Below are 19,603 nucleotides of genomic sequence, written 5' to 3'. Positions count from 1 at the left end.
AGGTATTCAGAGGGTCGACGCGGCCGTTCGGACGCGGGGGCGAGGGCAGAGCATGAGAATCAGGCCGCGGCAGCAGCTGTTGGATCTGTGGCAGGCGGTGCTCGCCTGCTGCTATCGGGACGAGCAATGGAGCTGGGGCGGCCGCGACGGCGCCAATTCCATCAGCGACGCCGAACAACTGTTGTGCCTGCTGTATCCGGCCACCGAACTCGAGGCCTTCGCGGTGGATCAGCCGAACTATATGGCCACCGATACCCGCCTGGCTCTCGAACCGTTCGGCGAGGAGACCCGGATCGGCGGCGTCCTGGTGGGCCTGCTGGAGGACTATCTGCAGCGCTACACCGGCCCGGAGGGCGACCCGATCTTCGCGGGCGGCAGCTACCTGCACCCCGCCGAGGATCGCCCGCTCACCACCGAAGAGCTCGAACTCGAGGTGGTCGACTCCTATTCGATGTCGCTGAGCCTCTGTATCGCGGCACTGCGCTTCCTGCGCGGCTACCAGCGTTTCGTCAGCGGTGAGGTGCGACGCGAGGCACGCCGCCTCAGCGAGCGGATACCGGAGGTGATCGACGCGGTGGGCGTCCGCCTGACCGCCGCGATGGCAGGTCTGGTCCGCAGCTTCGTGATCCACACCCCGGAACCGAAATCCGCATCTGGGCAGGCCATTCTGCACATGATCAACCAGAACCACGCGCCCGACGACGAGGTGATCGCCCGACTGTCGGCCCGGCTGGAACGGCTGCGGGTGCAGGCGGCGAACGAGGTCCGCCTCAGTCAGGCCAGCGAGGTGGACGTGGCCGACGACGAACGGCTCTTCGAATGCGGCTGGGGCTGGGGCATCGTCCGCACCGCCGAACCCATCGATTTCGTCCCGAGCGCGGTCGGCCGGGTTCAGGGGCATGCCGAACCCCGCCCCTACCTGTACTTCACGGCGGTGGCGCTGGACGGTATCAGCGACCTCTCCTCCCAGCGCATCCGGGAACTCGACCTGCTCACCGACGAACAACGTAAACTCGCCGACGCGCTACAGCTGCGGTTCGAACTCGCCCGCAACTACTGGTCGACCGTGGCCCAGTTCGGCGGCGGCCGCTGGCCGCTCGAGGACATCCCGTGGCGCACCTCCGACGGCGAGGAATCGGACTATTTCAGTCTCACCGTCACCGCGATGCTCATCCAGGACCTCGTCTACCGCGACAGTACCGAGGACCTCGCGCGAACGGTCGCTGTCTTCGATCAACTGGCCCGGCGCGGCCGCATCACCAGCCGCCTCACCGCCGGGGATCCGGCGGCGGTCCTGCACTATCCCGGTGTCCAGCTCGGTCTTTCCGGTAGCGAGGAGGTCAGCGGCGACGCACCGCTGCGCTGGTATGTGCCCGATTTCGTGACGATGATGCTGAAACGGTGCCTGCAGGCCGCCCGGTTGCGCACCGACGTCGGCACCCGCGATCAGCTGATGGCACTCGCCGAAGCGGCCATGGACCACCTCGACCGGCGGGTCCTGCGCGAGGGACCCGCGGCCGGCCTGTGGGACGACCCGGTTGCGCTGCTCGGCCCGTCGGTGACACCCGCCCCCGGCCCCTCCTGGTTCGTCACCGAACGGATCATGGAATGTCTCGTGATCGCCTACGACACCTTCCGCGAACCACCACTGGCACCGTCCACCATGGTCGCCCGCGCGATCGACCTGATGAGCGAGGCCGACCATCTGCTCAATCAGGAAGAACTCGAGGTGGAGGGCGACGACCTTACGCCGAAACAGGCGGCGGTCAACCGCATCCGGCAAACTCTCGACCGCGCCCGCAGTGTGCTGCGTGAACGTCCCGGCACGGCCTACAGCCTGGCGACCCAGGCCCTGGTCCAGCTCGACGAACTGGCGTACGCGCGCCAGGACGCGACCCGGTGAGGCGGCGCCAGTGCTGATTTTCTCCACGTCCGACAAAGGCGGCACCGGACGGTCGGTGACCAGTTGTAACCTCGCGTACCGACTGTGCCTCACCGGCCGCAATATCGCCTATGTCGACTTCGATTTCGGTTCCCCCACCGCCGGCGCACTCTACGAGATCAGCGCAGTCGAGCGGGGAATCGCCGACGGCGGCGTGCACTCCTATCTGCTCGGCGAAAGCGGTACCGCCGCCCGCGTGGATGTCGGCACCGCCACCGACCGCACCGAACTCAAACGCATCGGGCCCCGCGCCGGGCGTCTGGTGCTGTTCCCCGGTGACGAGGGCGGCGCCGAATTCCTCACCACCAGTGATGCCGTGGTGACCCGGTGCGCGGAGCTGCTGGTCGCGCTCGAGCAGGAGTTCCGGGTGGTGTTCGTCGACCTGAGCGCGGGCCGATCGGTCGCGCTGGAGCTCGCCCTCCAGGCCACCGCGCTGCCCCAGTTGCGCAACCGCACCGCGCGCTGGCTGATCTTCCACCGCTGGACCCGCCAGCACATCCTGGCCGCCGCCGGATTGGTGCACGGACCGCACGGACTGCTGGAGACCGGGTCCGTCTGCGGGCACGATCCGGCCGAACTGCTCGCCTCGACCCGCTATGTGCGCACCGCCGTACCCCATGCCAATTCGCATCCGGTCGCGCAGCGCGCCGCCCAGGCGGCCTGGTTGCAGGAACAGGATGTGGCGCTACGCCGGCTCGCGACCGCGAACCGGCTCGGTGCCACCGCCGTTCTGGGCGAAACCCCCATGGAACCCGTTCTGCAGTGGCGCGAACAGCTGATCCTGGACAGCGATGTGAATGCCCATATCGCCAACCCGGAGACCGCCTCGGCCTACACCGAACTGGCCCGCCTGCTCGTCGACACCGCCATGTGGGAGAGGCTCTAGGAAATGCGCGATACGCAGGCATACAGCGAGGCCACCGAACAGCCGTGGATCGCGCCGGTGCCCCTGTCACATCTGTCGATCGAGGTCGGCCATTTCTATCTCAACGACATCACCGGCGACCCGGATCGGGTCCGGGCCGAGTTCCGTCGTATCGCTCCGCTGGTTTCGGCGTTCGTCGAATCGGCGCGGTCCGAATACGGTCCCGGTGCCCGGGTCAGCACCTGCTACCTGATCGACGACTACTTCCAGCCCGATACCGATCCCGCCGAAACCCTGGGCAAACTCCTCGACGCGGCCGACGCCGCCGGTTTGACCATCGACTATCTCGCCCGCGAATCCGGTTGCTGGCAGACGTCACCGTTCGCCGACGGCGTACCGGCGGGCGAACCGATCCCGATCGCGGAGATGGTGGCCGCGCGAATCGTCGCCGAACCCGCACCGCCCGATACCGGAAGACGGCCGCCCACCGCGGAATCGGGCTGGTTGTGCAACGGCCGCCGCTCGTCCGAGCACGAACAGCCGATGGCGATGCGCAACCGCTCCTATCAGCCCCCGGAGGAATTCGGCCGCCGCGAGCATTCGATCTTCCTCGACGTGCAACTGTGGAGCAAACAGGTGGTGGCCGGTCGTACAGAGACGAAATGGTCGTGTCCGTTCCTGGCCGCCGTATGGCATCTGCTGCGCCTCGGCATGCTGCGGTACCACGGCGCGCCCGTGGTGGTTCCGCAGCCTTGGCGTGGGGAGCCGTGGCCGCGTCGCTGGCACGAGGTTCCGCCGGTGGTACAACTGCAGCCCGCCGCGGCACCGTTCGCGGCCTACAAGACACTGTCGATGCTGCCGAAACGCTATATCGGGATCGAGCACGCGGTGCGGTTGGTACTCGATCATCTGGACCTCGACGACGATGTGGTCGAGCAGGTCGTCGCCGCCGGGGCCGCCGATGAAATCCCGGTGACCGTCTCCCGCAAGATCAGCGAGCGGCTGTCGCACCTACTACTCGACGGATCCTGAGATGGTATCGGCCACTCCCCTCGTCGTCCTCGGCGAGGTGCGCACCTGCCTGCTTCCCTCGGCCGCCGCGCTGGCCCGCGCCGAAGCGGGTGATCTGCTGGCGCTCATGCCGGGTCGTGCGATCCGCTGGCGAGAGCGGCCGGGCACCCTCGGGGTGTCCCCGGCCACCGCGGTGGGCGTCGATTGCGATCTGGCCCTGGGCGGACAGACCGCGCGGATCGTGGGCACGGTGGCCACCAGCGTTTCGCTGACGGGCGGCCGGGTGCTGCAATCCTCGGCACACACCCGGATTCTGCGGGCCGCCGAACGGCGGCGGCAGACGTGGTCGCACTACATCAGCCGGAAGGGCGTCACGGAGGTCATCACCCGTATCCCGGATCGGGAAACGGCCGGAAACGATTTGGCGGAACGCTATCTCACCCAGGCACCGCGCACGGAACAACTGGATCTGGCCTCGATCAGCGAACGACTGCTGGGCCGGGTACGCGCCCACCCCCAGCTCGATCAGAACCCGCCGGTGCAGGCGGGTACGACCCGGCTGCGCTGGGCCGCGCGGATCGGTGGCAGTGCCGGGCCGGCCGCCTCGCTCCATCTGGACGACGATACGGTCCGGTCGGTCCGGTTGATCCTGCGCGACGAAACCGATATCGCCGCGGCACAGCGGTTCTGTGAGGATCTTGCGGCGCACGACTGGCTGCTGACGGTTTTGGCCGATCTGCTCGACGAGGCCGACCGCTTCGCTCTGCACAGCAGCGAACGGATGGATATTCTCGCGCCCGCGCTGGAACATCTCACCGGCTTGTGGATGCCGGGCGCGCACACTCCGCCCGCGCTGCGCGCGTTGTGGAAGGAGTTCCAGAACGACCCCGGATTCAACAAACAGTGGACCACTCTCGTCGGCCGGCTCCGTGACAATATCGCCGTCGCGACGCTCTATACGTTGCGGCACAACGCGGTCGACACCGAGTGGTAGCCCACCGGTTCTACATCCGGAACCATTTGCGCACGAGAAGGGCGAAGAACACCGACATCGATACGACACCTGCCCACCCCTCGAGCACGAACAACGTCTGCCCGGCGGTGGGCAGGTCACCGGTGTCGTCGAGTCCCGGCGGGCTGAGGAAACTCATCACACCCAGGTACACCGTGTCACCCGCGTTCTGACCCTTTTCCTCCAGCGGTAGGGCCAGCGCGATCCCGGTGAACACCGTGATCTGAGCGACTACCCAGCCCAGCAGCCAGGAAGGGCGGTAGCCGTGCCCGCACAGCACATCAGATCCGAAACCCGCCCAGCGCCGTAATCCCGGTGGCAGCGATCGGGTCTCGGCTCGCGCGAGCAGCAGACCGCAGCGGTCCTCGGATTCGTTGTCCTCGTTGATCCGGTACAGCGCCACGGCTCGCCGGAAGGCCAGCGCGGCATGGGTATCCAGCCTGGCCTGCGCCAGCTGCGCGCCGATCCGCTCGTATTCCTCTGCCAGCAGAGTGTTCTGGCGGCTGCTGAGCTTGAGCGGACCCCGGAATTCCACCTCCGCGGCGATCAGCGCGGCGATCACGGCGCTGGGGACCCGCCACTGCTCCTCGTCCTCGGCGGGGTGCCGGGACGTGGCGTAGAGATGCGGGAAAACCAAAGTGCCGGAGTGTTTACGGCGTGCGCTCGGGGGATCGTATTCGTCGAGTACCGCTTCGACGCGGGCGCCCAGCTCGTCCAGTGCCATCCGGCCGGGATACCGCTGCTGGTCGAGGAGCTCGGTGTAAGCCGTTGCGTGCCTTCGGATCCGGGTCGACGCCGATTTCACGAACGACGGGATCTCGTTCATGACACAGTCTAGCGCTCAGGCGAACTTGTATTCGTAGACATCGCGCGGTTCGCCCGCGCCGAAATAGGTTTCGTCGTGTTCGCAGAAATCGAAACCGGCCTGTTTGAACAGTCCGCTCGCCGGATGGTTGTCCGGCCGGACGGTGAGGTAAATGCTCTCGGTGCCGAGTTCCTGGCATACGTGCAAGGTGTGGTCCAGCAGGCCGCGCCCGTAGCCCGCCCCTTGATACCGCTTGGCCACGGCGAAGGTGAAAAGCAGCGCCCGGCCGTCCTTTTCGAGGGTCAGCGCGTAGCCGATGACCGCGCCCCCCACTTCGGCGACGAGCCATTCCGGGCCGTGCAGATCGAAGAGCTGACGTAGCATCAGGTACAGGTACGGCTCCGCGAACACCTCGGCTTCGATGGCCGCGATGTCCTCGAGGTCGGCAAACCGGGCCTGCCGGTATTCCGGCTGCGGCGCCTCCGCGATATCCATGTGCTCCCTAATGCCAGGGCAAAAGCCGTCCGATTCCAGCCTAGAACGCAACTCCCAACCGCGTCAGTGTAGAGGCCGGGTGCAATCGTTCTGTGACCCGCGGGTCCCGTGTCCGGCATACCCGGTGACGCACCCCGCAATCGCCGTCGGTACCAGGTCATACGATGCTGCAGTGACCGAATGCGACCACCTCGACACCGCCGTCCTGCCCGACCGCCAGCGCCGCATACTCGCGGCCATCCAGGAGTGGGTGATCCGGCACGGTTATCCCCCGAACACCCGCCAGCTCGGTGCGGCCGTCGGGCTGCGGTCCGCCTCCTCGGTGTCCAGACATCTGAAAAGCCTCGAGGAGAAGGGTTTTCTGCGCCGCGGCGACGGTATGGCGCGGCCCATGGATGTGCGATTGTTCCTGGACACCGCGCACGGCCGCGGGGCGGTTCGGGAAGATGCCGTAGCGGTGCCCGTGGTCGGCGATATCGCCGCGGGTAGCCCGATCACCGCCGAAGAACATATCGACGATGTGCTGTCGCTGCCGCGGGAACTGGTCGGGCGGGGCACCGTATTCGGGCTTCGGGTGCGCGGGGATTCCATGGTGGACGCCGCCATCTGCGACGGCGATATGGTGGTGGTGCGCCAGCAACCCGAGGCGCAGTCCGGTGAGATCGTCGCCGCGATGCTGGACGGGGAGGCCACGGTGAAGGTGTTTCGCCGCCGGGGCGGGCGTATCTATCTCGAACCCCGGAATCCGGCCTATCCGGTGCTCGACGGTGACCACGCCGTGGTACTGGGCAAGGTGGTATCGGTGATGCGGCGGATGTGACGGCCGGAGGTGGAGGTGACGGCGCCGGATGCGGCGGCCGGCGCCCCGCACCGATGGGGCATGATCGAATTCATGGCCGCCGACCCGGGACCTCGGGTCCCCGAAACTATCGACGAGTTCCGTGCGCTCGCCCGCGCCCGGCTGAATACGTTCGAACGGATCGCCGTTCCGGACGATCTGGCCACCCGGCGCGCGGCGGTGGCGCTGTGCGTGGTGGACAACGGCGCCGGACCGGCGGTGATCGTCATCAAACGGGCCTACCGGGGTCGTAATGCGGGGCAGTGGGGGCTGCCGGGCGGCCGGGTGGAGCGCGGGGAAACCATGGAACGGGCTGCCGCCCGCGAATTGCACGAAGAGCTCGGCCTCGTCGCCGATCCCGCCGGTACGCTCGGTGTTCTCGACGATTTCCCGGCCGCCTCGGGTTTCGCCATCACGCCGATCGTCACCACACTGAGCGATATCACGGATCTGGCTCCCAGCACCGACGAAGTGCATTCCGTGCATTTCGTCGGCCTGCACAGCCTGGCCGCGGAGGGAACACCGCACTGGGTGCACCGGGGCGCCCCGGACACCCCGGCGACTCCGGAGACCGGGCTGTTACAGATGCGGTTGGCCTCCGATATGACCATCCACGCGCCGACGGGCGCGATGCTGTGGCAGTTCCGGGAGGTCGTCCTGCTGGGGCGCCGGTCCGAGGCGGCCCGGGTCGCGCATTTCCTGCAGCCGGACTGGACCCATCACTGACGATCCGTCGTAGGCGGGGAAAGCCGGCCGGTATGCCTCTGCCCCCGGCGCAGACCGGTTCCGGCGCCCGGGTCGGCGGGAATACCGCACGACCTGTGAACCCCGGGTCCCGGGCGGATCACCCGCGCCGGCGATCCGTGTCCGGAGCAGCGCCGGAGCGCTCACCCTCGGGAACGATATCCGGCCGCTCCTCGGCCAGCCGGTCGTCGAGAGATTCTCCCTCGCGCTGTTCCCGGGGTGTGGTGGCGTAGCGGTCGGCCGCGGTCCAGTCGTCGGGTGGGTCCATACCCTCTTCCAGCGGGTCGGCGGCCAGTTCGTCCTCGTCCAACTGTTCCTCGGTCGGCGGAATACTCGCCCATTCGGATACGTCGGCGGATTCCTGACCGATGTCATCGGTTCCGTTCATGGTCGCCGGATTGCCCGGTGTTCCCGGTCGAAACAGGTCTCCACCGAATTCGGCGCTCAGCCGGGGATCGTCCCGGCGGCCCGCCCGGTTTCGCGGTCCTCGGCACCGCGGCCGCGGCGGCTACCGGTGTAGGCGGCCTCGCGGATCCGTTGCACCACCTGTGGTGCCGGTTGCACGTCATCGGGATGGTTGAGCATCGGGTCGAAGAAATCCGTCCGGTGTTCTTCCGGATCCGCCAGTCGTAAGGCCAGCTCACCGACCGTCCTCGGGCGCGAGCGGAAACCCGCGGCGGTGATCTCGAAATCGAACGGATGATCGCGCAGATGCTGCTCGAGTTCGGCGAGCGCGGCGCTACCGGGTTGTGGCCCGACCGGATCGGCGAAGATCCAGCGCAGGCTCGAATCGGGGAAGCGATACGGCAGCAGGGATCCGTACCGGGCGTGCGACCACCCGCGGGCTGGGGTCACCACGAACCGGCCGGCCATTCCGCGGCCGGTGGTGGCGAGTGCGAAATCCCAGGGGTGCTCGTCGCGCGCGAGAACGCGGAACCCGATGCCGAGAATATCGGGCACGGTCCCGGGAGTGCCGGTGCCCTTGGACAGCCGGGCGATCACCGCACGGTCGCCGGTACCGAAAAGCTCCTCGAACTCGGGTTCCGCCCGGAAACGCCCCGCCAGACGGATACCGCGGGGGTGGAAGAAGCGGGCGTGGCGCAGCCGTGCGCCGGTATCGAACGCGGTCCGCACCACGGGGGTGATCGGATCAAGCATCGGCGACCTCCTTGTTCGTACCCGGACGGCGCCAGCTCTCGTCGCCGACCAGCTGACTGGATTGCGGGCCCATCAGCAGCATCCCGCCGTCGACGACGTAGGAGGCACCGGTGACATACCCGGCGGCCGGGGTGGCGAGGAACGCGACCACCGAGGCGACCTCGTCGGCGTGGCCGGGCCGGCCCAGCGGTAGCCCCGGCCGGGGATGTTCGCGCGGATCGGCGTCGTCCTGCCCGGTCATCGGCGTCGAGATCTCACCGGGTGCCACGGAGTTCACGGTGATGTCGTGTTCGGCGAGTTCCAGCGCCAGCACTTTGGTGAGCGCACCCAGACCTGCTTTGGCGGCGCAATACGGGGCCGCCCCGACTTTCGGCGCGTGCTCGTGCACGCTGGTGATATTGATGATCCGGCCGCCGCGGCCGGCGTCGATCATATGCCGGGCGGCACGTTGGGTGCACAGAAAAGCCCCGTCGAGATCGACGGAGAGCACATGGCGCCAGGTGTCGAAATCCATATCCATCGCTTTCTGCGAGGATCCGGTGCCCGCACAGTTCACCAGGACGTCCAGTCCGCCCAGTTCGCCGGCGAGTTCGTCGATCGCGGCCGTGCTCGTCGGCAGATCGTCCAGGTCGAGCTGCCGGACAGCGGCCTGGGCACCGCGGTCACGAGCCAGCTCGGCGGTATGCGCGGCCCCGGATTCGTCCGTGTGATAGGTGATGCCCACATCGACGCCGCCACCGGCCAGGGCCACCGCGACGGCCCGGCCGATACCCGAATCAGAGCCGGTCACCACCGCGCGCAGGGGCGCGCCGATACGTTCTTTCGGTAAGGGAGCGATAGTAGCCATGGCCGGCGGCTACCCGGTCCGGGCGCGGTGACACAGCTATTCGTCCACCGGATCGTGGCCGCCGACGCCGGAGCCGAATTCGCGGTGCCGGGCCGGGCCGCCGGCATCGGATGCCAGCGGCGGGGTGGATCCGCCCGCGCCGCGCCGGAAGGCGTCGAGGAACTGCCGCAGGGTGTCGGTGGCGGCGCGGCGGGGCGTCCAGCCGAGTTCCGTGCGCGCCCGGGACGAATCCAGCACCGGCAGGTGCATGAGGCCGTCGAACAGGCCGGGGGTCGCGGGCGCCAGGCGCAGATGCCAGGCGCCGGCCAGGGCGGTGCGGACCAGACGCGGCGGGACCGATATGGCACGGACCTGGAAGGTGCGTTCGATTTCGGCGCGGTCGAGGACGGGGTCGGCGGCGAGATTGAACGCACCCCGGACATCGGCCACCACCGCGGCCGCGTAGGCGGTGGCCACATCGGCGCTGTGCAGGGTCTGGAATCGCAGCCCACGCGGGTAGGGCACGACGGGAAGGAGTTCGGGACGCACCAGCCGGTTGGGCACCAGCGGTCCGGCGAACAGGCGGCGCTGTTCGCTCGCCGAGGCGCGCTGGAAGATGAACGCCGGCCGCATCCGGACCACCCGGCATCCGCCGTGCCGTTGTTCGAAAAGGTCGAGGACGCGCTCGACATAGGCTTTCTCAACCATGTAGGAGGCTTCGGGCCAGCCTTCCGTGGGCCAGCTCTCGTCGACCGGTGTATCGCCGGCGCCCGGCGAATACGCGCCCACCGACGAGGCATAGACGAGGGATGGCACCCCGGCGGTCGCCACGGCGTCGAGCACACGTTCGGTGCCACCCACATTGGTGCGCCAGGTGTCCAACGGCCGGCGGGTGGGCTGGAATGCCCACGCGAGATGGATCACCGCCGCGGCGCCGCGGAATATCCGCGCGAGATCGCTGGACCGCACATCCGCGGCCACCCATTCCACCCCGGGTCGTTCCGCGGCGGGTCTGCGCCGGGCCAGGCCCGCGATCGAGGTGACCTCGGGTGTGGTGGACAGGGCGTCGAGCACCGCGGTACCCACGTTGCCGGTCGCCCCCGTGACGACTACGCGCATCGGTTCTCCTCGTCGGGTCGGATCGAGCTACCGGCTTACCCCGATCCGTACGTGCGACACCTGCTGACCGCGGCAGGACCGGCGGAGCTCTCGGGCGTCCAGCACCGAACGCCCCGAATACCTGGCCGGTGCCCACCGTTCCCGCACCCGTACCGTGTCCTGGGCCGTGGTCACCGTGTACGTCCGCGGCCGGGGCGACAGAGCCGCGGGCTTACGTCGGACGCCCAGCCGAGGCAGCAACTGTTTCGCTGCGTGCCAGCGCGGCCGCACCCCCGGCGGTGCGGCGCACCGTATCGTCCAGCGGCGCCGAGGCCGTGTTGGTCGGCGCGGGTGCCGGGCCGGTACCGCGGTCGAGGCGGTGCAAGGAGGCGGCGGCGGTCTTGAACAGCGGCTGCTTGGAGACCGGGTCCCAGTCGGTGACCGTGAGTTCGTTGGCCGCACGGTCGTGCCCCCGGCCGTCGACGTCCCAGTACCCGTAATGGAACGGTACGAACAGCACACCGGGGCGGATACCGCTCACCCGGGCCCGCCCGCGGAGCACACCACGCGCCGTGCTGACCTCGACCTGATCGCCTTCGGCGATATCGGCGCGTTCGGCGTCCGCACCGGAGACCTCGACCCATACCTCGGGGGCGGCGGCCTGTAGTTGCGGAACGCGGCCGGTCTTGGTCCGGGTGTGGAAGTGGTAGAGCGTGCGGCCGGTGATCAGCGCGAACGGACGCCGGGCGTCGGGCTGCTCGGCGGGCGGCAGATAGTCCGCGGATTTGATGATCGCCTTGCCGGCCGGATTCAGCGCCCGGTATTCGGCGGGTTTCAACGGGGTGCCGGTGATCAGGTCTTTGCCGTAGGACTCACAGTAATCGGGGTCGCTCCAGAACTTGCCGTCGGTATACAACCGTTCAGTCCCGTCCGGCGCCGTCGCGGTGCACGGCCATTGGATTCCCGAACGACCACGCAACTTCTCGTAGGTGAGACCCGTGTAGTCGCAGGGGCGGCCCGCCGAGCACTGTTTCCATGCGTCGAACGCGGATTCGGCATCACGCCAGGCGGGCAGTGGTACGCCGTCCCGGTCTCGGAAATCCATCCGGCGGGCGTAGTCCAGCAGGATGTCCAGGTCGGCGCGGGCCGCACCGGGCGGGTCCACCGCGCGTTCGGACAGGTGCACGGTGCGGTCGGCGTTGGTGAAGGTCCCGGTCTTCTCGCCCCAGGCCGCGGCGGGCAGCACGACATCGGCCAGCTCGGCGGTTTCGGTGCGGAAGATGTCCTGCACCACGAGGAACAGCCCCTCGCGGGAGAGGATATCGCGAACCCGGGCGAGTTCCGGCAGTGAAACCGCCGGGTTCGTCGCGCTCACCCACAACATTCGCAGGCTGCCCTCTTCGGCGAGGTCCAGCATCTTCATCACGTGTGTGGGCGGGCCGTCGTGCGGAAGCTGTGCGGAGTCCAGCTTCCAGATGCGGGCCAGATCCGCGATATGGGATTCGTTGGCCCAGTTGCGGAATCCGGCGATATCGCCGTCGGCGCCGCATTCGCGCGTGTTCTGGGCGGTCGGCTGGCCGTTCATCTGCAGTACCCCGCAGCCGGGTTTGCCCAGCATGCCCCGCAGTAGATGGATGTTGTTGACCTGGACCGCCGAGGCCGTCGCCTGATGAGATTGGTAGAAACCCTGCAGAACGGTGGACAGCAACCGGCGCGCGGAGCCGAGCAGGCGCGCGGCGGCGCGGATATCGTCGGCCGGGATATCGCAGATCCGTTCCGCTACTTCGGGTGAGTAGTCCGCGACCTGGTCGCGTAACCGGTCGAAGCCGACGGTATGCGCGTCGATGTAGTCCTCGGCCAGCCGATCGTTGGCGACGATCTCGTGCAGCAACGCGTTCATGAGGGCGAGATTGGTGCCGGGCAGCGGGGCCAGATGCACCGTGGCGTATTCGGCGACCCGGGTGCGCCGCGGATCCACGCACAGTAGTGCGGGCGGATCGTCGCCCGCGAGCCGGTCGAGTATGCGCGACCAGAGCACCGTCTGAGTTTCGGCGACATTGTGCCCGAACAGGGCGATCGTATCGGCGTGGTCGATATCGGTGTAGGAACCGGGCTGGCCGTCACAGCCGAAGGATTCCTTCAACGCGGCCGCGGCCGTCGCCGTGCACAGGCGGGTGTTGCCGTCGACATGGTTGGTGCCGATGGCACCGTGCGCGATCACGCCGAGCGTGTAGTACTCCTCGAGGAACAGCTGCCCGGAGGTGTAGAACCCGATCGCGGAGGGTCCGTGCTCGGCGAGTAGATCCGTGCTGTGCCGCACCACGCGCTGCATAGCGGTATCCCAATCGGTTTCGACGAGTTCACCGTCGACCCGGATCAGCGGCCGGGTGAGCCGGTCGGCCGCGGAATTGGCCTGCCAGCCGAACAGATCCTTGGGGCCCAGCCGGCCGCGGTTCACTCGATCGGTGCCCCGGCCGCGGACTCCCACGATGCGGTCGTCGCTCACCGCGATATCGAGGGCGTCGCCGTTGGAGTGCAGTACCGACGCCGACGGAACCCAGCGCACGGTCGCCGGGTCCACGCCGTCGGCCAGACAACTGTCCACCCGAGCCGGCCAGGTGTCTCCCTGGGCGTAGGGTGTCCGGTTGCCCCAGGGTTCGGCGATACGGTCGTGTTTCTCCATACCCCGCGCGTACCCACCGCCGGGAAAATCAACAGTGCCGGGTCAGGCGCCGGGCCGGGCGCCGGCGGCACCGCCGGAATGCCCCGGCAGCACACAGACCGCGTCGAGTCCCAGCACATGATTGAGCCGGCCGAACGCGAGCCACGATCCCAGGCACATACTGAGTTCCACGATTTCGGCTTGGCTGTAGTGCGCGGTCATCCGGGCCCAGAAATCTTCGTCGAGGTTGTGGTGGTCGAGCGCGTAGCGTTCGGCGTACTCCGCTGCCAGCCGGGCGCGATCGTCGAGTTCGCCGGACGTGCGCCAGTCGGTCACCGCGTCGGCGAACCCCTCCTCCACCTTCTGCCCGTCGCGTTCGGTGCGCCAGTCCAGGCAGAAGATACAGCCATTGATCTGGGCTATCCGCAGCCGCGCCGCCTCGAACTCGCGCAGTCCCAACGTGGTGTGCTCGTAGACCGCCAGCGAGAACTGCGAGGCGGCGATACCGATCCCGGGCACCATCTCGCCCCATACGTAGCCGATGGGGTCCTTGCCTTCGGGGATGTCAACTCGCATGGCTGTTCCTTCCCAGCTTGCCGACCGCGGGCCGCAGCGGTACGTCGAATGCGTCGTAGAGACCGGGTGCGGCGTCGACGAGCCAGTCGATCGCGCCGACGAGGCGCCCGACGGCGGTGGCGTTTCCCCCGGCCGCGTAGTTACCGCCCTCGTCGGTGGCTTCGACCGTGACCTCGATACGCGGTCGCCCTTCGATGATCACGCGGTGCGCACCCGACCCGTTGGGCGGGGCCGGCCACTCCGGTGCGCAGGACGGATGGATGCGGGTGATGTGCTCCACGACGATGCGTGGCACCCCCGCCACGATGCCCTGCACCTCGAAACGCATCGCCCCTTGGGTGCCGGCCGCGAAACTCCCCATAGTCGCCGTTTCGACTGTGGCGTCCAGCGCCAGCCGCTGCACGTCTTCCCGGATCTCGTCCAGTTCGACCCCGAGCGCGCGGGCCATGAGCCGCACCTGCCCGCCCCACACCATGGTCGGCACACCGGGCGCCACCATGGGGGGCAGTTCGTCCATGGGCTGCCCCATACCCACCAGGTAGCGCACGGAATCGGGCTGGTCGTAGGTCGAGTAGTCGAAGATCTCCTGGCAGCGCACCACCTCGACCACACTGCCGAGACCGCTGATCAGCACCGGCAGGACATCGTTGCCCCAGCCGGGGTCGATCCCGGAGACGAACAGCGATCCCCCGCCGGATTCGATGGCGGCCAGTACCGGTTCGCGGATTTCCGGCGGCGCGCTGCGCTGGTCGTAGAGGGCGTACAGGGCCGGGGTCACCACCACGGCACCGGAGCCGACGGCGCGGACGATATCGGCGAGCGCGTCATCGGGCCGGATATCGCCGGAGGCGGCGTACACCACGGCCTCGGGCCGGTCGGCCAGGACGGCGCCGATATCGGTGGTGGCGGGCACGCCGAGTGTGCGGTCGAGCCCGGCCAGTTCGCCGGCGTCCCGTCCTTTTTTCGCGGGGTCGTGCACGAGCACGGCCGTCAGCGCCAGTTCCGGGTGGGCGTCGACCGCGCGGATCGCGGCGCGGCCCACATTGCCCGTCCCCCAGACGACCGTGGAGATCATCGCCGAAGTCTAGCAAGCGCTTGGTTGTGAAGGAGTGAATCGGGAATTCCCGCGGCGACCGGCGCCGGACCATCCGCACCGGCCGGGATACCCGAGGTCGGCCCGACGTGTCGGATATCTCCAGCGATGGAAACGCCACCCGGCGGCCGCCTCCGAAAGTGCTCGTTTCGTGGCCTGAACTTCAACGGACACAACGGTTTCGGTCTTGCCTCGGGCACCCGCGTGCCGACGGCTCGAGGACGCGATTGCCGGAGGCGCCGGCCTATCGGCCGCTCGCCCTGGTTCTCACCGATCAGCATCCGGATCGGCATGCCGGCACTTCTGCGGAACTCGTCACCGATGTACAGATCGGGACCGACGGACCGCACTCCGCGGTTCGGGCCCATCGACCGGCGACCCGCCGATATCCCGGTTTTTTCCGGCCGGCGATCCTTACCGAACCCTCACCGAACAGCAGGGGGTTTCGCCAAGAACCGACCGTAGAGTCCGCGCCGTGATCCGAACAAACGCCCGGGCGGCGTCCCTGTGTCTCGTAGTCCTCGTCGGCGCCGCGGCCGGAGCCACCGCATGCACCCGAGCCTCCGCCGCACCTACCGGTATCGCGCTGGTGAACGCCGATACCGGGCCGATGGGCGCCCGGGTGGTCGAATCGGTGCAGCAGGCCGGGGGCTACGAATGGCACGCCCTCCCCGCCGAGACCGCGCGTACCGGCGGCTACGCGGCGGTGATCACTCTGCCCGCGGACCTCACCGACGCCATGACGACCCTGGCCGGTAACTCGCCGCGCCGCGCCCGGCTCACCGCCGAAATCCACGACGACGCCGACAACGCCACCGTGGAGGGCGCGATCACGACCGTCACCCGGCAGATCGGCGCTGCCGGGATCACCACGGCGTTGGCCGCCACCGCCCGCGCCCGGACCCATATCTCCTCGGCACAGTTCACCGCCCAGCTGCTCGGTACCGGACTGGACGCGGCGGTGGCGGGCACCGAACAGTTCGACGCCGGGTCGGAACAGCTCCTCGATCTCGTCGAAGTCGCCGAAACCGGTGTGGCCCAGCTGTCTTCGGCGATCGACTCCCTGACATCCACCCTGGACGGCGTGGCCGGGCAGGCGGGGCAGCTCGCCACGGCCCTGGATGCCACGGAGATCACGCTGGCCGAGGCGCGGCAGGCGGCGGACGCGACAACCACCGGACTCGACCGGGTACTCCCCCTGCTGCGCGGTCTACCCGGAGCCGGCGCTGCGCCGATCGCCGATATCATCGCGAAACTTCAGGCTCTCCGTGATGTATCCGGACAGGCGAGCACGCAATTGGACGATCCCGCCGAGCAACTCGGCACCGGAACGGACCCCGATGCGGGGTTGGGTACCGCCCTGCACGACCTGGCCGGTCGCCTCACCTCGATCTCCGATCAGCTCGAACAGGGCAGCGCACTCGCCGCGGATATTCCCGGGCGCGCCGACGCGGGCGTCGCACAACTGCTCGACGCCGCCGCACTCCTGGAAACCGGAATCGGCCGGCTCCAGCACATGGTCTCGCTACTCGGCACCCATACGGCGCAGGCCGCCGACGCGATCGCGCCCGCAGGCGCCACACAACAGGCGGCACTGGCGCAGGCACTCAGTGACCCGGTGGAGATCGTTCGCGAATAGCGCTCAGTGCTCGATGATGCGCAGTTCCCCGCCGATCCGGGTGAAGGCTGTCGGGGTGAGCCCGAACATCGCCCGGAAGGTATCGCTGAAATGCGAGGGTGAGGCGAATCCGGCATCGGCCGCCGCCCGGGTCAGATCGTGACCGGCGGCGTAGGACCGGGCGATATGCACCATCCGCGCCCACTGGACGTAGCGGCGGAAGCTGGTTCCGGTCTGCCCGGCGAAGGTTCGCAGGAAGTACGAGGTGGAAAGCCCTGCGGCGCGGGCGGTTTCACCGGCGCGGTGCGGACGCGCCGGATCGGCGCGGATCCGGTGCGCGGCCGCGGCGATCCGGGCGTCGCGGAGAGTGGGCACCGGGATACTGGCCAGGTCGAGAAGTCGCTCGATATCCGGTTCCGGTTCCCGGCACAGTGTCACGAGATCTGTTTCGCGGCGATGGGCGTACGGATAGTCCCCGGCCAGGCGGGTCATACCGCCGAGGCAGCGAGCCAGGGCGGTACTGGTCGGATCGAAGAAACAGAACAGCATGCGGCCCTGGGTCTCCACCACGTGATGGGTGACCCGGGCGCGGAAGAGGAAGCTGCGCGCGGTGATATCGGGTAGCCCGCCGACCCGGACCCGGAACGGCGCATCGATACCGAGACCGAGCGACGGGATGGCGGTCGAATGCGCGTCCAGTCCCAGCCCCGGCCCCAGATAGACGGCGTGACCGAGCCGCACCCACAGCCGGGCCGTGGCCGCCGGCGCAGCGCACGTTTCCGGAAGTGCCGCCTGTGTCATATGCGCGACGATACCGGCGCGGGATCGAGTAGCGGCACCTTCCCGGTGCCGGTGAACAGCGCGATCAGGCCGGCCGGGCCGCCGGAATTCTTCCGGTACCGCCGGCCCGGGAACGAGAGAGGTAGGCGCGATGACCACAGATCGGATCGACCGGGGAGCGGCACCGGAGTCGAAGCAGACGACGGTCGACGGCGCCCGGTTGTGCTATGCCGAGGCGGGCACCGGTGACCCGCTGGTCCTGCTGCACGGCTGGCCGGAATCGCATCGGGCCTGGCAGCACCAGATCGGCCCGCTGTCGGCGCGACGACGAGTACTGGCTCCTGATTGGCTCGGCTGGGGCGACTCCGCCCGCGACACCGCCCTGTCCTGCGATTACGACAGCGAAGTAGATCGGATCGCGCGGATGTTCGACGCCTTGGGAGTCGACCGGGTCGATCTGGCCTGTCACGATTACGGCGGATTCCTCGGACTCGGTTTCGTCCAGCGCCATCCCGATCGGGTCCGGCGGCTGGCGATCCTGAATTCGCGGGCGCACCGTACTTTCACGCCGCCGTATCGACTGCTGTTCGGCGCGTTCACCACCGGCGCCCGGCACCGCCTCACCCGCCGCCTGCTGGCCACATCGCCGGTACACCTCATCCACCGGATCGGGTTGGCGCGCTATCTGCGCAACGGCAGCTTCGACCGGGACCGACTGGCGCGTTATCTCGAGATGCTGCGCACTCCGGCGGGTCGCCGCTGGTACCTGCATTTCTGGGCCGGATACGAGGTGCGGGTGCGACCCGAACTGGGTGCGCGGCTTCCCGAGATCGCCTGCCCCACCACCGTCATCTGGGGCACCCGCGACCCGGCGATCCCGATACGCACCGCCGAGGAACTCGCCGAACGGATACCCGACGCCGATCTGGTGCGGTTGGACGCCGACCACTTCCTCATGGAAGAACGCCCGGCGGAGGTCACCGCAGCGCTGCTGCGCTGGTTGGACCGCCCTGTGCAAACTTGACCAGTACTCGCCGGGAGCGACCTCCCCGCCGACTCACGAGTAATACACTGGTCGGCATCGTCGCAGGTCGACCCCACGGCCGCCATCGCCAAACAACCCCACGAGCACCGATACGACCGGCACGAGCATCGGCATGGACAGGCTGACCGGTCGCACCGGCCGGCTCTCGCATGCACTACCTGCTCCGGGGTAGTCACCCCATATGACGACGACGCGGGCCTGTGACCGGACGCGCCCGGCCGACCACGGCAGACGGCGGGGGTAGAGCGGCGATGCCGTGGCATATCGGGACATCCGGCTGGCAGTACCGGGACTGGAGAGGCATCTTCTACCCGGACAGCTGCCCGCAGCGATTGTGGCTCGAGCATTACTCGGCCGGCTTCGCAACCGTCGAGAACAACAACGCCTTCTATCGCCTGCCCAGCAGGGAAACCTTCGCCGCCTGGCACGATCGCACCCCGGCCGATTTCGTCTGCGCGGTGAAGGCCAGCCGTTTCCTGACCCATATGAAACGGCTGCGCGACCCCGCCGAACCTGTGGCGCGGCTGCTCGATCACGCCGCGGGTCTCGGCACCAAGCTGGGCCCGGTCCTGCTGCAATTACCCGGCACGCTCCGGGCCGACCCCGGCCTGCTGGAGGCGTGCCTGCGCTGTTTCCCGGCCGGAGTCCGGGTAGCGGTCGAACCGCGGCACGAATCGTGGTGGGCCCCGCCGGTGCGCGCCGTACTCGAACGCAACGGGGCCGCACTGTGCTGGGCCGACGCCGGGTCGCGGCCGGTGACACCGCTGTGGCGCACCACCGACTGGGGTTATCTGCGGCTGCACCACGGCCGAGCAGCACCGCCGCCCCGCTACGGCCGGCAGGCACTACGTACCTGGACCGCACGACTCGCCGAGGCCTGGCCCGGCGAACACGATGTCTACGTCTACTTCAACAACGACCCGGGCGGCGCGGCGGTCCACGACGCGATCGTCTTCGCCCGCCTCGCCGCCACCGCCGGCATCGTCGTCACCCGTACTCCCGACCGACTACCTGCCTCCGCGTGACCGCCGGGTT

The 19,603-nt window shown here is 68.6% G+C and carries 19 protein-coding genes; 9 read left to right on the top strand and 10 right to left on the bottom strand.

The annotated features are described in order from the left end of the window. Window positions 1–52: 52 nt before the first annotated feature. Genes QH195_RS13920 through QH195_RS13905 form a run of 4 tightly spaced genes read left to right on the top strand, consistent with a single transcriptional unit; the run spans window position 53 to window position 4,812 of the window. Entirely contained in the window at window positions 53–1,903 is a 1,851-nt protein-coding gene (locus QH195_RS13920; RefSeq protein ID WP_280435666.1) for an SCO2524 family protein, read from the top strand. A 10-nt stretch (window positions 1,904–1,913) separates the two neighbouring features. Then, window positions 1,914–2,828: an SCO2523 family variant P-loop protein gene (locus QH195_RS13915; RefSeq protein WP_280421481.1), complete on the top strand. Its 915-nt coding sequence runs from the start codon at window positions 1,914–1,916 to the stop codon at window positions 2,826–2,828. A 3-nt stretch (window positions 2,829–2,831) separates the two neighbouring features. Beyond that, window positions 2,832–3,839 (top strand): SCO2522 family protein, encoded by a 1,008-nt coding sequence (locus QH195_RS13910; RefSeq protein WP_280435665.1) that lies wholly within the window; start codon window positions 2,832–2,834, stop codon window positions 3,837–3,839. Between the two features lies 1 nt (window position 3,840). After that, on the top strand, window positions 3,841–4,812 hold the full coding sequence (locus tag QH195_RS13905; protein ID WP_280421479.1) for an SCO2521 family protein: 972 nt from the start codon (window positions 3,841–3,843) through the stop codon (window positions 4,810–4,812). Window positions 4,813–4,822: 10 nt separating this feature from the next. On the opposite strand, the gene QH195_RS13900 is transcribed toward QH195_RS13905, so the two are convergent. Both QH195_RS13900 and QH195_RS13895 read right to left on the bottom strand, forming a co-directional pair. Beyond that, window positions 4,823–5,656: a hypothetical protein gene (locus QH195_RS13900; RefSeq protein ID WP_280435664.1), complete on the bottom strand. Its 834-nt coding sequence runs from the start codon at window positions 5,654–5,656 to the stop codon at window positions 4,823–4,825. Between the two features lie 15 nt (window positions 5,657–5,671). Continuing rightward, on the bottom strand, window positions 5,672–6,130 hold the full coding sequence (locus QH195_RS13895) for a GNAT family N-acetyltransferase (RefSeq protein ID WP_280421477.1): 459 nt from the start codon (window positions 6,128–6,130) through the stop codon (window positions 5,672–5,674). Window positions 6,131–6,302: 172 nt separating this feature from the next. On the opposite strand from QH195_RS13895, the gene lexA reads away from it, so the two are divergent. Next, window positions 6,303–6,950 carry a transcriptional repressor LexA gene (gene lexA / locus QH195_RS13890; protein ID WP_280435663.1) on the top strand — a complete coding sequence of 216 codons (648 nt, stop codon included), beginning with the start codon at window positions 6,303–6,305 and terminating at the stop codon, window positions 6,948–6,950. A gap of 15 nt (window positions 6,951–6,965) precedes the next feature. After that, a complete protein-coding gene (locus QH195_RS13885) occupies window positions 6,966–7,694 on the top strand; it encodes an NUDIX hydrolase (RefSeq protein WP_280435662.1) in 729 nt (242 codons plus the stop codon). A gap of 118 nt (window positions 7,695–7,812) precedes the next feature. Here the strand turns inward: QH195_RS13885 and QH195_RS13880 are convergent, their stop codons facing one another. From QH195_RS13880 to QH195_RS13850, 7 genes are all read right to left on the bottom strand, one after another. Continuing rightward, on the bottom strand, window positions 7,813–8,100 hold the full coding sequence (locus QH195_RS13880) for a hypothetical protein (RefSeq protein WP_280421474.1): 288 nt from the start codon (window positions 8,098–8,100) through the stop codon (window positions 7,813–7,815). Window positions 8,101–8,156: 56 nt separating this feature from the next. Further along, window positions 8,157–8,870: a phosphodiesterase gene (locus tag QH195_RS13875; RefSeq protein WP_280421473.1), complete on the bottom strand. Its 714-nt coding sequence runs from the start codon at window positions 8,868–8,870 to the stop codon at window positions 8,157–8,159. Then, window positions 8,863–9,717 carry an SDR family oxidoreductase gene (locus tag QH195_RS13870; protein ID WP_280421472.1) on the bottom strand — a complete coding sequence of 285 codons (855 nt, stop codon included), beginning with the start codon at window positions 9,715–9,717 and terminating at the stop codon, window positions 8,863–8,865. Before QH195_RS13870 ends, QH195_RS13875 begins: the two co-directional genes overlap by 8 nt. A gap of 36 nt (window positions 9,718–9,753) precedes the next feature. Beyond that, the gene (locus QH195_RS13865; RefSeq protein WP_280435661.1) at window positions 9,754–10,815 is read right to left on the bottom strand and encodes an NAD-dependent epimerase/dehydratase family protein; all 1,062 of its coding nucleotides are present in this window, start codon (window positions 10,813–10,815) and stop codon (window positions 9,754–9,756) included. Between the two features lie 211 nt (window positions 10,816–11,026). After that, window positions 11,027–13,477, bottom strand: coding sequence for a molybdopterin oxidoreductase family protein (locus tag QH195_RS13860; RefSeq protein ID WP_280435660.1), 2,451 nt, complete (start codon window positions 13,475–13,477; stop codon window positions 11,027–11,029). 42 nt (window positions 13,478–13,519) lie between these two features. After that, window positions 13,520–14,032, bottom strand: a complete 513-nt coding sequence (locus QH195_RS13855; RefSeq protein WP_280435659.1) for a carboxymuconolactone decarboxylase family protein — start codon at window positions 14,030–14,032, stop codon at window positions 13,520–13,522. Next, window positions 14,022–15,107 carry an NAD(P)H-dependent amine dehydrogenase family protein gene (locus QH195_RS13850; RefSeq protein ID WP_280435658.1) on the bottom strand — a complete coding sequence of 362 codons (1,086 nt, stop codon included), beginning with the start codon at window positions 15,105–15,107 and terminating at the stop codon, window positions 14,022–14,024. Before QH195_RS13850 ends, QH195_RS13855 begins: the two co-directional genes overlap by 11 nt. Window positions 15,108–15,600: 493 nt before the next feature. Here QH195_RS13850 and QH195_RS13845 point away from each other — a divergent pair, with 493 nt between their 5' ends. Further along, a complete protein-coding gene (locus tag QH195_RS13845; RefSeq protein WP_280435657.1) occupies window positions 15,601–16,764 on the top strand; it encodes a hypothetical protein in 1,164 nt (387 codons plus the stop codon). 3 nt (window positions 16,765–16,767) lie between these two features. Here QH195_RS13845 and QH195_RS13840 read toward each other — a convergent pair whose 3' ends face one another. Then, window positions 16,768–17,544, bottom strand: a complete 777-nt coding sequence (locus QH195_RS13840; protein WP_280421467.1) for an AraC family transcriptional regulator — start codon at window positions 17,542–17,544, stop codon at window positions 16,768–16,770. Between the two features lie 130 nt (window positions 17,545–17,674). Here QH195_RS13840 and QH195_RS13835 point away from each other — a divergent pair, with 130 nt between their 5' ends. Both QH195_RS13835 and QH195_RS13830 read left to right on the top strand, forming a co-directional pair. Then, the gene (locus tag QH195_RS13835; protein ID WP_280435656.1) at window positions 17,675–18,547 is read left to right on the top strand and encodes an alpha/beta fold hydrolase; all 873 of its coding nucleotides are present in this window, start codon (window positions 17,675–17,677) and stop codon (window positions 18,545–18,547) included. Window positions 18,548–18,819: 272 nt separating this feature from the next. Continuing rightward, a complete protein-coding gene (locus QH195_RS13830; RefSeq protein WP_280435655.1) occupies window positions 18,820–19,593 on the top strand; it encodes a DUF72 domain-containing protein in 774 nt (257 codons plus the stop codon). Window positions 19,594–19,603: the final 10 nt, after the last annotated feature.

This window comes from Nocardia carnea, from assembly GCF_029868855.1.
In the GTDB taxonomy this organism is placed as follows: domain Bacteria; phylum Actinomycetota; class Actinomycetes; order Mycobacteriales; family Mycobacteriaceae; genus Nocardia; species Nocardia carnea_A.
Note: the sequence above shows the minus strand (reverse complement) of the source record. Positions and strands in the feature narration are given on the sequence as shown.

What these genes read in the sequence shown, in the direction of transcription:
- QH195_RS13920 (WP_280435666.1), top strand. Translation starts at nt 53, where the DNA reads ATGAGAATCAGGCCGCGGCAGCAGCTGTTGGATCTGTGGCAGGCGGTG.
- QH195_RS13910 (WP_280435665.1), top strand. Translation starts at nt 2,832, where the DNA reads ATGCGCGATACGCAGGCATACAGCGAGGCCACCGAACAGCCGTGGATC.
- QH195_RS13905 (WP_280421479.1), top strand. Translation starts at nt 3,841, where the DNA reads ATGGTATCGGCCACTCCCCTCGTCGTCCTCGGCGAGGTGCGCACCTGC.
- QH195_RS13900 (WP_280435664.1), bottom strand. Translation starts at nt 5,656, where the DNA reads ATGAACGAGATCCCGTCGTTCGTGAAATCGGCGTCGACCCGGATCCGA.
- QH195_RS13895 (WP_280421477.1), bottom strand. Translation starts at nt 6,130, where the DNA reads ATGGATATCGCGGAGGCGCCGCAGCCGGAATACCGGCAGGCCCGGTTT.
- QH195_RS13880 (WP_280421474.1), bottom strand. Translation starts at nt 8,100, where the DNA reads ATGAACGGAACCGATGACATCGGTCAGGAATCCGCCGACGTATCCGAA.
- QH195_RS13875 (WP_280421473.1), bottom strand. Translation starts at nt 8,870, where the DNA reads ATGCTTGATCCGATCACCCCCGTGGTGCGGACCGCGTTCGATACCGGC.
- QH195_RS13870 (WP_280421472.1), bottom strand. Translation starts at nt 9,717, where the DNA reads ATGGCTACTATCGCTCCCTTACCGAAAGAACGTATCGGCGCGCCCCTG.
- QH195_RS13865 (WP_280435661.1), bottom strand. Translation starts at nt 10,815, where the DNA reads ATGCGCGTAGTCGTCACGGGGGCGACCGGCAACGTGGGTACCGCGGTG.
- QH195_RS13860 (WP_280435660.1), bottom strand. Translation starts at nt 13,477, where the DNA reads ATGGAGAAACACGACCGTATCGCCGAACCCTGGGGCAACCGGACACCC.
- QH195_RS13855 (WP_280435659.1), bottom strand. Translation starts at nt 14,032, where the DNA reads ATGCGAGTTGACATCCCCGAAGGCAAGGACCCCATCGGCTACGTATGG.
- QH195_RS13850 (WP_280435658.1), bottom strand. Translation starts at nt 15,107, where the DNA reads ATGATCTCCACGGTCGTCTGGGGGACGGGCAATGTGGGCCGCGCCGCG.
- QH195_RS13840 (WP_280421467.1), bottom strand. Translation starts at nt 17,544, where the DNA reads ATGACACAGGCGGCACTTCCGGAAACGTGCGCTGCGCCGGCGGCCACG.
- QH195_RS13835 (WP_280435656.1), top strand. Translation starts at nt 17,675, where the DNA reads ATGACCACAGATCGGATCGACCGGGGAGCGGCACCGGAGTCGAAGCAG.
- QH195_RS13830 (WP_280435655.1), top strand. Translation starts at nt 18,820, where the DNA reads ATGCCGTGGCATATCGGGACATCCGGCTGGCAGTACCGGGACTGGAGA.